Annotated in this window: 12 protein-coding genes; 6 read left to right on the forward strand and 6 right to left on the reverse strand. The window is 63.8% G+C overall.

All coding sequences use genetic code 11. The annotated features are described in order from the left end of the window. The first annotated feature begins 89 nt into the window (after positions 1 to 89). Positions 90 to 1,121, forward strand: coding sequence for a DUF2059 domain-containing protein (locus QQS38_RS05110; protein ID WP_479644287.1), 1,032 nt, complete (start codon positions 90 to 92; stop codon positions 1,119 to 1,121). Positions 1,122 to 1,163: 42 nt separating this feature from the next. On the opposite strand, the gene QQS38_RS05115 is transcribed toward QQS38_RS05110, so the two are convergent. From QQS38_RS05115 to QQS38_RS05125, 3 genes are all read right to left on the reverse strand, one after another. After that, positions 1,164 to 1,805, reverse strand: coding sequence for an alanyl-tRNA editing protein (locus QQS38_RS05115; protein ID WP_479644288.1), 642 nt, complete (start codon positions 1,803 to 1,805; stop codon positions 1,164 to 1,166). Between the two features lie 174 nt (positions 1,806 to 1,979). Next, positions 1,980 to 2,816 carry an AraC family ligand binding domain-containing protein gene (locus QQS38_RS05120; protein WP_479644289.1) on the reverse strand — a complete coding sequence of 279 codons (837 nt, stop codon included), beginning with the start codon at positions 2,814 to 2,816 and terminating at the stop codon, positions 1,980 to 1,982. 1 nt (position 2,817) lies between these two features. Further along, positions 2,818 to 3,822 carry a LysR family transcriptional regulator gene (locus QQS38_RS05125; protein WP_479644290.1) on the reverse strand — a complete coding sequence of 335 codons (1,005 nt, stop codon included), beginning with the start codon at positions 3,820 to 3,822 and terminating at the stop codon, positions 2,818 to 2,820. Positions 3,823 to 3,949: 127 nt separating this feature from the next. Between QQS38_RS05125 and QQS38_RS05130 the strand changes: the two genes are divergently transcribed. Both QQS38_RS05130 and QQS38_RS05135 read left to right on the forward strand, forming a co-directional pair. After that, complete coding sequence (locus tag QQS38_RS05130) at positions 3,950 to 4,795, forward strand: NAD(P)H-binding protein (protein ID WP_479644291.1); 846 nt, start codon at positions 3,950 to 3,952, stop codon at positions 4,793 to 4,795. Positions 4,796 to 4,942: 147 nt separating this feature from the next. Beyond that, the gene (locus QQS38_RS05135; RefSeq protein WP_479644292.1) at positions 4,943 to 5,917 is read left to right on the forward strand and encodes a LysR family transcriptional regulator; all 975 of its coding nucleotides are present in this window, start codon (positions 4,943 to 4,945) and stop codon (positions 5,915 to 5,917) included. A 59-nt stretch (positions 5,918 to 5,976) separates the two neighbouring features. On the opposite strand, the gene QQS38_RS05140 is transcribed toward QQS38_RS05135, so the two are convergent. Next, entirely contained in the window at positions 5,977 to 7,020 is a 1,044-nt protein-coding gene (locus QQS38_RS05140) for a cupin domain-containing protein (RefSeq protein WP_479644293.1), read from the reverse strand. A gap of 103 nt (positions 7,021 to 7,123) precedes the next feature. Here QQS38_RS05140 and QQS38_RS05145 point away from each other — a divergent pair, with 103 nt between their 5' ends. The 3 genes from QQS38_RS05145 to QQS38_RS05155 all read left to right on the forward strand — a co-directional run bounded on the left by QQS38_RS05145 (position 7,124) and on the right by QQS38_RS05155 (position 11,113). Then, positions 7,124 to 7,660 carry a carboxymuconolactone decarboxylase family protein gene (locus tag QQS38_RS05145; RefSeq protein ID WP_479644294.1) on the forward strand — a complete coding sequence of 179 codons (537 nt, stop codon included), beginning with the start codon at positions 7,124 to 7,126 and terminating at the stop codon, positions 7,658 to 7,660. A gap of 201 nt (positions 7,661 to 7,861) precedes the next feature. Then, entirely contained in the window at positions 7,862 to 8,281 is a 420-nt protein-coding gene (locus QQS38_RS05150; RefSeq protein WP_479644295.1) for a DUF1801 domain-containing protein, read from the forward strand. Between the two features lie 279 nt (positions 8,282 to 8,560). Continuing rightward, positions 8,561 to 11,113: a sensor domain-containing protein gene (locus tag QQS38_RS05155; RefSeq protein WP_479644296.1), complete on the forward strand. Its 2,553-nt coding sequence runs from the start codon at positions 8,561 to 8,563 to the stop codon at positions 11,111 to 11,113. 49 nt (positions 11,114 to 11,162) lie between these two features. Here QQS38_RS05155 and QQS38_RS05160 read toward each other — a convergent pair whose 3' ends face one another. After that, on the reverse strand, positions 11,163 to 12,311 hold the full coding sequence (locus QQS38_RS05160) for a CaiB/BaiF CoA transferase family protein (protein ID WP_479644297.1): 1,149 nt from the start codon (positions 12,309 to 12,311) through the stop codon (positions 11,163 to 11,165). Then, positions 12,308 to 13,264 (reverse strand): hydroxymethylglutaryl-CoA lyase, encoded by a 957-nt coding sequence (locus QQS38_RS05165; RefSeq protein ID WP_479644298.1) that lies wholly within the window; start codon positions 13,262 to 13,264, stop codon positions 12,308 to 12,310. Before QQS38_RS05165 ends, QQS38_RS05160 begins: the two co-directional genes overlap by 4 nt. Positions 13,265 to 13,289: the final 25 nt, after the last annotated feature.

A 13,289-nucleotide genomic window follows, 5' to 3' on the forward strand; every position in this document is an offset into this window, starting at 1 on the left:
GGCTCGAGAAGACCGTCTACGAGCCTGACCGGCCGCTCTGCGCGCCGTGTTTCCAACGACAAGAAAGACGAACGCAATGGGGCAGCGCCATGGCTCGTCGCATCGCATTGATCGGAGCCGGGGTCGCTTTGTTGGGACTGTATGCCGCCGCACAACCGGCGCCGCCGTTGGCTGTGCGCCCGTTCTCGGTGCGAGCGCCTCTCGCCCGCGTGGTGGTCGATGCGCCGAAGGCGGCATCCGCGGCCGATGCCACGCAAATCGAAAGCTTGTTGGCGGGCCAGCAATTGAAGCCCGTGCCCGGCACCGTTCCCGCCGATGCCGGCGCCGACGCAGCGACCGAGATCTCCCGTTGCGTTGCGCAAAACATCCGCGCCCTCGATCCGAGCAATCCGCATTGGAACGAAACGGACCCGCGCTGGCAGCCTATGCAACGAATGATCGAGCACGATTGCGCTCGACGCCGCGAATACCGGATCCAGCACGTGGAGCCGCAATTGCAGCGGCTGTACCGGGATGCACTGGCGAACAGCTATGCGAGACGCTTGTCGCATGGCGATGCAGACTTCTTGATCGGTTTTTACGCCACTGAAACGGGTCACCGTTTCCAGGCATTTCAAAACCGTTTGACGGCGATCGAATTTGCCGCCATGCAAAACATCCAGGCGCTAGGCGATCGCAACGGCGGCGTCAACCCGCCCGCCGCCGCCCCGCCCGATGTCGTCAAACGTCGTGCCTCCCTCTTGCTCATGTCGCGTCAGACCTTGCTGATGGTGCAATGGCAGCGCGATGCCGTCCGAGCGGGCGGCGACGCGAGCGGCGGCGCGGTCGCGCCGATGGTCATGAGCATGGCCGCGGCCACGGAAGGCGACGCGATCGATCGCGTCGACAAGGAGTTCGCACGCGACTTGCCGGCATTTTCCGCATTTCTCGCCTCACCGGCCGAGAAGAACGAAATCCGCGCATTGGCGGACGCGCAAATGTCCTTCGGTAAGGCTTCGGCCACGCAATTGATCAAGCTAGCGCCCGAATGGAACGGAGATTTGCGCAAGTGGCAGGAACGCTACCGCGCCTTGGCGCACGCATCGGGCGCAGCCCCTGCCAATGCACCCGAGCGCAAGTGACTGGGTACGCACGCGAGCGTAGCCGCGATTGCGCTCGATACTTCACCGCCGGGCATCTTCCACTTCGTAGTGCACGGAGAGCTGCCCTTTCTTTTCCTTGACCTTGAGGATGCGGATCGCGCCGACGGCCGCCGACGCGGCGACATGGGTACCGCCGCAGCCGTAGGCGGGCAGATGGCCGAAACCGATGACCCGTTTCTCGCCGTCCCACGTCATCTGGCGTGGCAGATCGGCGGCGACATAGGCATTGGCCATCGCGGAGACCGTGTCCGCATCGAACGCGGGCGCGCCTTCATTCGCTTCGAAGACGACGCGCGCCTCGCCCGGCCAATGGTGCCCCTTGACGGCGCGCCAGCCAAGCGCGTCGCCACAGTAGCCGATCAGATGGCCCGCCGAGTGCAGGCGCGCATGGAGCGCCCGCGATTCGCCGCACACTTCGATCGCGACTTCGCCTTCGGCAACGGCCCGATCGCAGATATGGACGACCTCGGCGTCGACCGCCACCACCCGCACGACATTCGCGTCCGCGATCGTGCCGCGATCGGACAGTTGGCCGCCCCCTTGCGGATGAAACAGCGTTGCCGATAGAACGACGTCGAAATGACCGTCATCGCGTTGCGTGCAACGCTGCACGCGCGCCTTCGTCGCGAGGCTGTCGTCCGTCATGTAGAGGCGTTCCGTCATGCTGCGTATCCTTCTCTCCGGGTGGGTTGGAGGAGAATCGAGCGCATCGTCGCGATGCGCCCGGGTCCCGCTCTTTGCATGGGCAAGAGCGTATCGGGACCCACGTCGCGGGAATTGTAAAAAATTGACGGATGGACCGCGGCAGGGCGCGATTGCCGAAATCGAGCGCGGTCCTCAATACCTCGATGGCGCCACGCCGAATGCTTGACGGAAAGCGCGATTGAAGTGACTTTGATCGTAGAACCCCACGCCGTGCGCCACTTCGGCGATCGTCTTCGAACCGCGCGCCAACAGCCCACAGGCATGCTCGAGACGCAGCCGTAGCAGCCACGCGTGCGGCGTCATGCCGATCGTCTGCTTGAACTGCCGCAGAAATTGAAAACGACCAAGCGCGCACAGCGCAGCCAGTTCATCGAGCGTAATTTTTTCGCTCAAGTGTGCGCAACAATAGTCTCTGACGCTTTGCCACTGCCACGGCGCGAGCACGCCGCCCGTCTCCCGCGGCACGATCGCGCGCGAGCGCGTCAGCAATAAGTTCATCGAGCGCAGCCACTCCGACTGCACCGCGAGCGAATCGGTCGCCTCGCTCGCCCGCATCACATCGAACAATCGCACGAGCTGCGCCGCAAGCTCGGGATCTTCGAGCAGCGCGCCGCCAAACCGCGGCTCCCGCGGCGTCTCGCTCACGGCTTCAGACACGTCGCACAGCAAATCGCGCGAAAGCCGAAACGTCCTCAGCGTGTATCCGCGCTCGCCCTCGCTTACCCCATCATGAATTTCTCCGGGCGGCATCAGCGAGATGCAGCCGGGGCCGACCCGCACCGTTTTGCCGCCGAAGCGTTGCCGCTGCACCCCCTCCGTCACGAGCCCAACGTGGTAGTCGAGGTGGAAATGACGCTCGAAGCTGAACGTCGAAAACTGCGCGGCGCCCAGCACGAGGCCGGGCATGTCGGCCAGATGCCGGTAGTGGACGAAGTCTTGCCCGACGCTGAGCGGCCTCGTTCTCGACATGTCAATCCACCTGCTCCATGGGCCGTCCCGTCATCGGCACGGCCCCGCTCGCTCGTTCGCCCGCGGCCCGCCGTGCGCCTGCGCGTGCAAGGCCCCAGTCGTCCCCGCCGTCACCGTATCGTTCACGTAGAAACGCCAAAAATGCGTTGACCTTCGGCGATGCGCTCAAGCGCGCCGGATGCAGCGCATAAAGCTGCAGCGGCTCGAGCTCCCAATCGGGCAGCAGCCGGATGAGCCGGCCCGCCTCGACGTCGCTTCGCGCCGCCTCGGGTTTGACCGCCGCGATGCCGCCGCCGCTCAGCGCGACCTGATAGCCGATCGACGGATCGGCCACGGTCAGGCGCGGTTCGAAACATACCTCCTGACGGGTTGCGCCACGGCGCAGCCGCCATGAGGCAAACCCGGCCGGAACCCCCGGCCCGCGACAGTGGACGGTGATGCAATGGTGCTCGCGCAGATCGGCCGGTACCGCAGGCATGCGCCGGCCTGCGAGATACCCGGGGCTCGCGTACGTTGCGAGCCGGATCTTGAACAGCGGCGTCGCGCGCAACGTGGAATCCGGGCTGGGGTAAGGGCCTATCACGATGTCGGGCGCGGGATCGGGCGCGCGATTCTCGCCGGACACGAGCTGCAGCTCCACACGCACTTCGGGATAAGCCGACAGAAAATCGCCCAGCACCGGCCCCACGGCGAAGCGTGCGAACGGCACCGAGGTTGCGACGCGCAACAGCCCGCGAGGCCGCGCGTGCATCGCCCCGATCGCGAGATCGGCTTGCTCGGCTTCCTCCAACATGCGCCTGCAACGCTCGAGGTAGAGCTCGCCGGCTTCGGTCAGCATCAGGCTGCGTGTCGTGCGTTCGATGAGCCGCACGCCCAAGCGATCTTCGAGCCGCGTCAGCGCACGGCTGACGCTCGATTTAGGCAGGCCGAGCCGCTGCGCCGCCACGGTGAAACTTCGCGCCTCGCAGATGTGCGCAAAGCATTGCATCTCGTTCAGGTCGATCATCGGTGCTTCTCACGCATTGTTCCCCCTCGGCAACAGATTGTTCAAGCTCTGTCAATTGTTGCAAATGATAGCCAATCTTTCGAGCGAGCGTCCGATTCGGATTCCATCCACCCGAGGGAGAACATCGATGTACGTAATTACCGGAGCAAGCGGCAATGTGGGCCGTGATATCGTTGCGCAGTTGGCGGCGGCGGGGCATCCCGTGCGCGCATATGTGCGCGACCCGTCGAAGTTGGCGCAATGGGCGGAGCGCATCGAACTGGTCGCGGGAGACTACGACACGCCCGATGCGTTCTCGGACGCGCTCGAAGGTCATGTCGAGGGCGTCTTTCTGATGAACATCGGCAGCGCCGAGGCTTTTCGCGAGCTCGTCGCGCGCATTGCCGCGAAGCGCGTGCCGCGCGTGGTTTTCCTGTCGACGGCGATGGTGCAAAACGCGCCCGACACCCTGCTCGGCCGGCTGCATGGCGAGAAGGAAGACATCGTTCGCGCGGCGGGGCTCGACGGGCGTTTTCTGCGTCCTACCGGTTTCATGTCGAACGCTTACCTATGGCTGCCGAGCATCCGCGCGAACGGCGTCGTCCCCAATCCAATGGGCGACGGGCGCGCTGCCCCGATCGCGCCCGAAGACATCGCTGCCGTCGCCGTGCGGGCCTTGACCGACGCATCGCTCAAGGAAAGTGTATTGACGCTGACTGGAGGCGAGGCCATCAGCGTGCCCGAGCAAGCCGCACTCCTTGCGCAAACCCTCGATCGCCCATTGCGCTGTGTCGACATCACGCTCGACGAAGCGCTGGGGAACCTGACGCGAGCCGGCGTGCCGCTGCCGGTCGCGGCGTCGGTCGTGAAGGCGTACGAGCAGGTCAAGGCGGGCCACGCGGCCACGATCGTGCATACCGTGGAACGCGTGCTCGGCCGCAAACCGATGCGGTTCGAGCAATGGTTGAAGACGCACGCCGAGCGTTTCGAATAACGCCTCGCGCATTCGCCCGCTCGCGACAACGGGACACGAAGCGGCACGCTTGCCGAATCAGGCTTGCGCGACGCAGTAATAGGGAGGGGTTGAATCTCCCATGCCAAGCGGACTATGCTTTCCTGTTGGTCACCCACGGGAGCGAGCATGGACCGCATTCAAGCAATGGAAGTTTTCACGCGCGTCGTCGATGCGAACAGCTTCACGCGCGCGGCCGAAACGCTGGGCATGCCGCGCGCATCGGTGACGACGATCATTCAAAACCTCGAGGCTTTTCTCGGCCTGCGTCTCATGCACCGCACGACGCGCCGGCTTTCGCTCACGCCCGACGGCGCCGCCTACTACGAGCATTGCATCAAGATCCTCACTGAAATTGCCGAGGCCGATGCGAGCTTTCAAGTCGGCAATCGCAAGCCGAGCGGTGCATTGCGCGTTCACATGCCGAGCGCGCTCGGGCGGCGCATCGTCATTCCGGCGTTATCCACGTTCCATCAACGCTTTCCCGACATCACGCTCGAGCTCGGGTTGTCGGACCGGCCGGTCGATCCGATCGAAGAAGGCGTCGATTGCATGATTCGCATCGGCCCGCTCGAGGATTCGTCGATGGTGGCGCGGCGCATCGGCATGCTCAAACGCATCACGTGCGCATCGCCCGCCTATCTCGCGCGATGCGGGGAACCCACTAGCATCGAGGATCTGGCCTCGCATCGTGCCGTGAATTTCCGCGCGGCGCATGGTGGACGACCGATTCCGTGGGTGTTCGTCATCGACGGCAAACCCGTCGAAGTCAAAATGGACAGCCTCGTCTCGGTGAACGACTCCGACGCCTACGTGACCTGCGCCATCGAGGGCTTCGGCATGATCCAGCCCACGCTATTCATGGTGCTGCCCCAACTGCTCGACGGCTCCTTGAAAGAGGTGTTGACCGGTTTCAACCCCAAGCCGAAGCCGATTTCGATCGTCTATCCGCACAATCGTCATCTTTCCGCCAAAGTACGCGCCTTCGCGGAGTGGATCGACGAGTTGTTCGATTCCATGCCGGCGCTCGACGATGTCTCCCGTCCGCGTGAAACCCCCAAACAAAAAGAAACGCGGCAACGTCGCGATGCTGTCACCGCCTGACTGGGGGTATCGGGTGGGCGTTGGTTGTTAGCTGTCGGTGATCGCGGTGCACCTGCCCGTCAACCCGGTGTGCCGCCGATCGAAATCACGCGAGGCGGCCGCACGGGCTCGACGCTTGCCGGCGGTGCGGCGCGCCACGCCGCCGGCGTGAGGCTCGTTTCCCGCTTGAACGCTCGCTGGAATGCCGCCTCCGATGCATAACCGACGGCTTCGCCCACCGCCGCCACCGACTGTTCGCTTTCTTTCAACAATCGGCTCGCTTCGGCAATGCGAATACGCGTCACGAATTCGGCGGGCGTCATCCCAGCCGCCGCGCCGAAGCTGCGAATCAACGACGAGCGCGACATATTCGCGATCTCGCCCATCTCTTCGATCGTCCAAGCTTGCGACGGCGTTTGAACGATCCGAACGGCGAGTTCCCGCAGGCGCGGATGAGCGGCCAATGCAAGCATGCCCGCGGGGGCTTGCGATTCATGCATCGCCGCACGCAGCGTAAGGCCGAACAGCGCCGCGGACAAGTTGCGCAAGACCGAGGCATAGCCGGGCTGCAACTGCTCGGTTTCCTCCTTCATCAGCGTGAGCAAACGGCCCAAGCGCCTCTCGTTCGATGTGGCGGTTGCGCTCGATGTGGCGGTTGCGCTCGCGGCGGCGCCCGCGTTCGCGCGCACGATCAGATGTTCCGGAAGCAACGCGCGATACAGCCGCCAGGCCGAGTAGCTCAATAGGAACCGCCCGCACAGCAGGACCGTGGGCACGCTGCCGGTCTCGTCGTGCATTGCCCCTTGCGCGTGGCTCGACCGCCCGTGGGCGAGCATGGCGCCGTCCGCCAGGTCCACGATGCCGTGCGCCTCGCCCGAAGGCAACACCAAGATGTCGCCGGCATATAGCGTGGTCGGTTCGAGGCTCGGCCCATGCACCACCGCAGCGCCTGCCATCACTGCGTGATAGGGCATTTCTCTCGGTCCGCTGCCTGCGTTCTCGAGCGCCCACGGCGAGCGCAATTCGCATCGCTCGTCGAGGCGGCCGTCGACGGCGCCGAGGTTCAACAGTCCATCGAGCAAATCCAAAGCTATCGGCATATGCATATTGGAACGATCGAGCATGTTTGTGAGCCTGGCGAGCATTCATCGAATGCCGCCCGCTTTCTTAAAGTACAGACACCGCATCACGCGGCTTCATCCACCGAATGCAACCCAGGAGAGCAATATGTCCAGACTTCCCGCCATCGCCCCCGAAGATACGTCCGACGCCGCGCGCCTCGTGTTCGATCGTGTCCGCAAGGCAGCCGGCAAGGTACCGAACGCCTATGCGCTGATCGGCGGCTACAGCCCCGCCACGCTCGAACTCATGCTGCAAGGCGACGCGATGCTCGCCGGCGGCCAACTGAGCAAGGCCGAAATCGAAGCGATTCGAATCGCCGTCAGTTCGCTCAACGGTTGCGATTATTGCGTAGCCGCCCATTCGATGCTGGGCCAGCGCGCGGGCTTGCCAGCCGACAGCTTGCGTCGGCTTCGCTCGGGCGAGGCGTTGGATGATGCACGACGCGATGCGCTCGTCACCTTCGCGCGCACTGTCGCCAGCACGCGAGGCACGACCGACCCCGCTGTGCTCGCGGCCGTGCGCGAAGCAGGTTATTCGCCTGCGCAAATCGTCGAAGCGTTGCTCGCCATTTCGTTGATTACGTTTACGAATCTGTTCAACCGTGTCAACGATACGGAGATCGATTTTCCGATCCCGCAATGACGGTTGTAGCGTAGCGACGCGATGCACGGCGGCACACACGTCAGTTCGAATCGAGATCGTTCGGGCTCGATTCGGTGCATCATACTAGCCCGCGATAGCAGGGGCGATATGAATTGAATTCCCGGCGATGGGGCGGCGCACGTCGTCCCTCGCCGGCCGCCGCTCGACTGTTACGAAAACCTTGATGCGTTGGAGAAGACTTTGAATAAAGCGAATTCGACGGAAAGCCGGCCCGCATCCGAACTCATCGATGAAAAAATCGCGAGCTTGGGCGACTGGCGCGGCGAGACTTTGAAAACCGTGCGCGCGCTGATCCGAGAAGCCGAGCCCAATGTCGTGGAAGAGTGGAAATGGATGGGCACACCCGTGTGGTCGCACGACGGCATCATCTGCACCGGGGAGTCGTATAAAGCGGTCGTGAAGCTCACCTTTCTCAAAGGGGCTGCGTTGAACGATCCGGCCAAGCTCTTCAACTCGAGTCTGGACGGCAACGCCCGGCGCGCCATCGACCTGAGAGCAGGCGAGCAGATCGACGCAAAGGCGTTCAAGGCGCTCATCCGCGAAGCGGTCGAGCTCAATGCCGCGAGCGCCGCAGCCAAGCCCAAGCGAGCAAAGAAGTAGCTCCCCTTTTGATCGGGGGCCGCTAAGCGGCAACGATTGCCGCGCCCCGCGCGGGCGCGCCTGTTCGACAGCGAGGAAGGGCGCGCAAACGGTCCGCGCGGCCCGCTCACGCTCGTTTCCGGCCTCGTGCAAGTCCCTAGGGGTTGTCCGCACACTTCAGAAAGCGCTCCTTGCTGCCGTTATCCCGACGGAGAGCGCAGCTTCGGCGCGCAGCGACGCCGCCGATTCAGGAACCGCAGCCTGAGCGGCACTGCTTGGACGAATAGCCACTTGGACGGCATGGAAAACCCTGAGATGGACTGCGACGACGAGTACCGCGTGCCGGTCGGAGACCTGCATATCGCCGTCATTCGCTACGATGCAAGCGGCCAGCGACGCTACATGAACCGCGCCGCCACGGCAATGATGACCGCCTTGTCGGGTGGCTCGCGCGTGGTGCTCAGCGAAGCTCAACTGCTCTCCGCGCCCCGGTACCGGCGCTACCTCGACGCCATCCGCGACGTGGCGGCCACCGGGGTCGCTCGCGAGATGGAACTCGCATTCGACGGCCTGCCCTCGGCGCAACGTCAGCATTATCTCGTTCAGTTGGCAGCCGACCCCGTCAACGACGGCACATCGAGCGTGCTCGCGATCTGCTTCGACATCACCGCGCGCATCCACGCGGAGGCGCAGCTGCGCGAACGCGAATCATTCCTCGAATCGTTGCTCGATACGATTCCGATCCCGGTCTTCTCGAAGGACCGAGCGGGGCGGTATCTGCAATTGAACCAAGCGTTTCAAGATTTTTTGGGAATTTCGAAAGCGCAATTCGTCGGCAAGACCGTATTCGAAGTCAATCCGCCCGAAATGGCGAAAACGTATTTCGAGAAGGACGAAGAGCTATTTACCCAAGGCGGCATTCAGCGTTACGAATTCAAAGCGCGCAATGCAAAGAAGGAAGACCGCGAAGTCGAATTCACGAAGGCGGTGTTTCACGACGCCGAGGGCCGACAGGCTGGGCTGATCGGCGCCATCTTGGACATTACCGAGCGCAATCGCGCCGGCGCCGAGCTGCAAGCTCAATACGACCGCATTCTCGAACTGAACAAGAACCTCGAGGAAAAGGCGCTGGAACTGTCCAAGCGCGAGCGCGAATTCCGTACGCTCGTCGAGCATTCGCCCGATACGGTCGCCCGTTACAACCGTGATCTTCGCCGTCTGTACGTCAACCCCACTTTTGCGTCGCATGCGCCCGGCGGCGTTCGTGCCGTGCTCGGCAAAACGCCCTCCGAATATCCGGGCGGCGCGAGCGCCGCGCACTACGAGCAAGAGATCGCACGGGTGCTCGCTACCGGCGTCGATAGTCAGTTCGAACTGAAATGGCGGCCGGGTGATGGCGAACAGTTGTGCCATTTGATCAGGCTGACGCCGGAATTCGGACCGAACGGCGAGGTGGAAACCGTGCTCGCCGTAGGCCGCGATATCAGCGAACTGCATGCATCGCGCGAGAAGATCCATCGCATGGCGTATTACGATCCGCTGACGGACTTGCCGAACCGGACGATGTTCAACGAAACGCTGCGCCGCGTGGCCGATGCAGGCGCGCAGGACCGGCTGACGGCCGTGATGATGATCGACATGGATCGCTTCAAAGGCGTCAACGACACCATGGGTCACGCGGTCGGCGACGAACTGTTGCGCGAGGCGGCCGTGCGGCTGCTCGAAAGCGTGCGGCCCGGCGATACCGTCGCGCGCTTCGGCGGCGACGAATTCGCCGTCCTGCTGCCGGATGCACGCAATCGCCGCACGCTGGAGCAGATTTCGACCGCGATCATCAACCGCCTTGGAGAGCGCTTCCTGCTGGGCGGCAAAGAGGTCTTCATTTCGTGCAGCGTCGGCATTGCGCTGTTTCCGATCGACAGCACCGATGCGGACGATCTGCTCAAATATGCCGATTCCGCGATGTATCTCGCCAAGCGCTCGGGCCGTCGCGGCTTTCGCTTCTACACGAACGAGCTGACCGTCGAAGCGACGTCGAATTTGCAGTTGGAAACCGAGCTTCGACGTGCTATCGATCACGGTGAACTCGAACTGCACTATCAGCCGCAAGTTGCGTTCTGCGATGCGAGGGTGATCGGCGTGGAAGCGCTCTTGCGCTGGAATCGCGCCGGTTCGGGTTTCATTCCGCCCGATCGATTCGTGCCCGTCGCCGAGGAAACGGGGCTCATCATCGACCTCGGAAAGTGGGTGCTGCGCGAGGCCTGCAAAGCGGCCGCGGAGTGGAACACGGCGGGCGCGGCGCGGCACACCGTCGCCATCAATCTCTCGCCCCGGCAGTTCCAAGCGCGCGGTTTGGTGCAGACGGTCGAAAAGATTCTCGGCGAAACAGGCTGCCGGCCCGAATGGCTCGAATTCGAAATCACCGAAAGCCTGCTGCTCGAGGAAGACGAATCGGTTACGCGCGCCCTTGCCGCATTCAAGGAAATGGGAAGCTCGATCGCCATCGACGATTTCGGCACGGGTTACTCGGCGCTCAGCTACCTCGCCCGATTCCCGATCGATACGCTGAAAATCGATCGCTCCTTCGTGCAGAAAGTCACGTGCGATGCTCGCCATGCGGAACTCGTCAAAGCCATTCTGTCGATTTCGCGGTGCCTCGGGCATCGCGTCGTCGCGGAGGGCGTGGAGACGCCGGAACAAGCGGCGTTTCTCGATATGCATGGGTGCGAAGTGGCGCAGGGCTTTCTCTACAGCAAGCCGTTGCGCAAGGTGGAAGTCGCCTCGCTGCCTCGCTACCTGAGGCCGGAAGCCGAGCTCGACTCCGACCTGCAAATGGCTAGCAGCGGCCGCTAGCCGCGATCCGGCCCAAAGCCGATGCGATAGGCGAAGCGCGGTTGCTGCGCTATCCCACCCGGGCCTTGATGCGACCCAGGATCTCCTGGGTATGCTCTCCGATCCGAGCCAGCGCCTGCCGCACGCCCGGCCGCCGGCCGCCCATCGTCAAGGGCAGCAAGACGACGTCGGTCGTACCGCCCTCGTCCGTCGTCATCGGCGCAAGGCCGCCGCTTGCCTTCAGATGCGGGTCGTCCAGCAACTGCTCGGGCCTGACTATCGGGGCATAGGGGATGCCCGCGGCTTCGAGCTTCGGCACGAGTTCGGCGACACGCTGCGCCGCGAGAAGCTCGCAAAGCATCGGAATCAGCTCGCCGCGCGCCGCCACGCGTTGCGCATTCGTCGCGAAACGCGGCTCGGCCGCCAGATCGGGACGCTGCAGCACGCCGCACAGCGCGACGAATTGCTTGTCGCTGACCGCGCCGATGAATAATTGCTCGCCCTGAGCCAGCGTGAAAACTTCGTAGACGCTCCACGCCGACACCCGCGCCGGCATGGGCGGCAGCGGCTGCCCCGTCATCGCATACTGCTGCATATGCTGCGAGCACAAGAACACGCAGTTCTCGAACAGTGCGCTTTGCACTTCTTGCCCGCGCCCCGTTCGGTCGCGCTCGCGCAGCGCCGCCAAAATCCCGATCGCGCCGAACATGCCGCCCATGATGTCGTTGACCGAGGCCCCGGCGCGCAGGGGGCGCCCGGCCGGGCCGGTCATATAGGCTAGCCCGCCCATCATCTGCACGACTTCGTCGAGTGCGAGTCGCTTCTCGTACGGTCCTGGGAGAAAGCCCTTGTGCGATGCGTAGACGAGCCGCGGGTAGCGCGCGCTGAGCGTCTCGTAGTCGAGCCCGAACTCGCGCATCAAGCCGGGCCGGAAGTTCTCGATCACCACGTCGCATTCGCCGATCAGTTCGACGGCCTGCGCTTGCCCTTGCGGCGTCGCGATATCGATGACCACGCTCTTCTTGTTGCGATTGAAAGTGCGGAAGAAGCCGATGCCCAGCCCCGGGAGCCGGCGTGTCTTGTCGCCGCCGGGCGGCTCGACTTTGATGACCTCGGCGCCAAGATCGGCGAGGATCATGCCGCAGGTCGGCCCCATCACCATATGCGTGAATTCGACGATACGAATTCCCGAGAGAGGAAGTGAGGATGCGTCGTTCATTGGATCTCGTTCGCCAAGTTGCCGGACATGCCCGTAGCCCAAGCCTTCGGCAAACCGGAGCGCGCAAGCGCGCCGTGCAACGTCTCGCCCGGCAACCAAGCAGGCAAGTGGGCGCGCAGCGCGAGCAAACGCTCGATGTCGATGCCGGTTTGGACACCCATCTCTTCTAGCATGAACACCAGGTCTTCACTCGAGGCGTTGCCGCTCGCACCGGGCGCATGGGGACAGCCCCCTATCCCGCCAAGCGATGCGTCGAACCGCTCGATACCGGTTTCGAGCGCCGCATGGACGTTCGCCAATGCAAGGCCCCTCGTATCGTGGAAGTGCGCGCACGCCAGAGCTTGGCCCGCGATCCTCCGCGCTTTCTCGAACAAGGCACGCACGGCCCCAGGCCCCGCATACCCGACCGTATCGGCAAGCCCGACCCGATCGGCTCCGGCATCGAGTGCCGCCTGCATGCAGCGCAGCACTTCTTGGTGGGGCACCTCCCCTTGGATCGTGCAGCCGAAAGCCGTGCTGATGCCCACTTCGATACGCGTGCGCGCTCCCGATGCGTCGCGCGCCGACCGTATCCGCGCGATCTCGGCCACCACTTCATCCGGCGTTCGGCGCAAGTTGGCAAGGCTGTGCGCGTGACTCGCCGATAACGGCACGAGCAGCGCGTGCGCCTGCGCTTCGAGCGCACGCTCGGCCCCTTTCAGGTTGGGCACGAGCACGGATACGGCCAGACCGGGCAAGCGCTTGGCGTAGGCGACGAGTTCCGCGGTATCGGCCAACTGCGGCATCAGGCGGGCGGGAACGAACGAACCGACCTCGATTTCGCGCTGCCCTGCCTCGTAGGCCCGGCGTATCCATTCGCATTTGCGGGCCGTGGGCAGGATCGTTCGAATGCTCTGCAGACCATCGCGCAAGCCCACTTCTCTGACGATTGCGCGGGAAGGGAGTGACTTCATCGTAAAGGCTGTCTCCGGTGACTTC

This window comes from Trinickia sp. Z7, assembly GCF_056498045.1.

Bases quoted from the DNA above. Each gene is read 5' to 3' on its own strand.
- QQS38_RS05110 (WP_479644287.1), top strand. From the start codon at position 90: ATGGCTCGTCGCATCGCATTGATCGGAGCCGGGGTCGCTTTGTTGGGA.
- QQS38_RS05115 (WP_479644288.1), bottom strand. From the start codon at position 1,805: ATGACGGAACGCCTCTACATGACGGACGACAGCCTCGCGACGAAGGCG.
- QQS38_RS05120 (WP_479644289.1), bottom strand. From the start codon at position 2,816: ATGTCGAGAACGAGGCCGCTCAGCGTCGGGCAAGACTTCGTCCACTAC.
- QQS38_RS05125 (WP_479644290.1), bottom strand. From the start codon at position 3,822: ATGATCGACCTGAACGAGATGCAATGCTTTGCGCACATCTGCGAGGCG.
- QQS38_RS05130 (WP_479644291.1), top strand. From the start codon at position 3,950: ATGTACGTAATTACCGGAGCAAGCGGCAATGTGGGCCGTGATATCGTT.
- QQS38_RS05135 (WP_479644292.1), top strand. From the start codon at position 4,943: ATGGACCGCATTCAAGCAATGGAAGTTTTCACGCGCGTCGTCGATGCG.
- QQS38_RS05140 (WP_479644293.1), bottom strand. From the start codon at position 7,020: ATGCTCGATCGTTCCAATATGCATATGCCGATAGCTTTGGATTTGCTC.
- QQS38_RS05145 (WP_479644294.1), top strand. From the start codon at position 7,124: ATGTCCAGACTTCCCGCCATCGCCCCCGAAGATACGTCCGACGCCGCG.
- QQS38_RS05155 (WP_479644296.1), top strand. From the start codon at position 8,561: ATGGAAAACCCTGAGATGGACTGCGACGACGAGTACCGCGTGCCGGTC.
- QQS38_RS05160 (WP_479644297.1), bottom strand. From the start codon at position 12,311: ATGAACGACGCATCCTCACTTCCTCTCTCGGGAATTCGTATCGTCGAA.
- QQS38_RS05165 (WP_479644298.1), bottom strand. From the start codon at position 13,264: ATGAAGTCACTCCCTTCCCGCGCAATCGTCAGAGAAGTGGGCTTGCGC.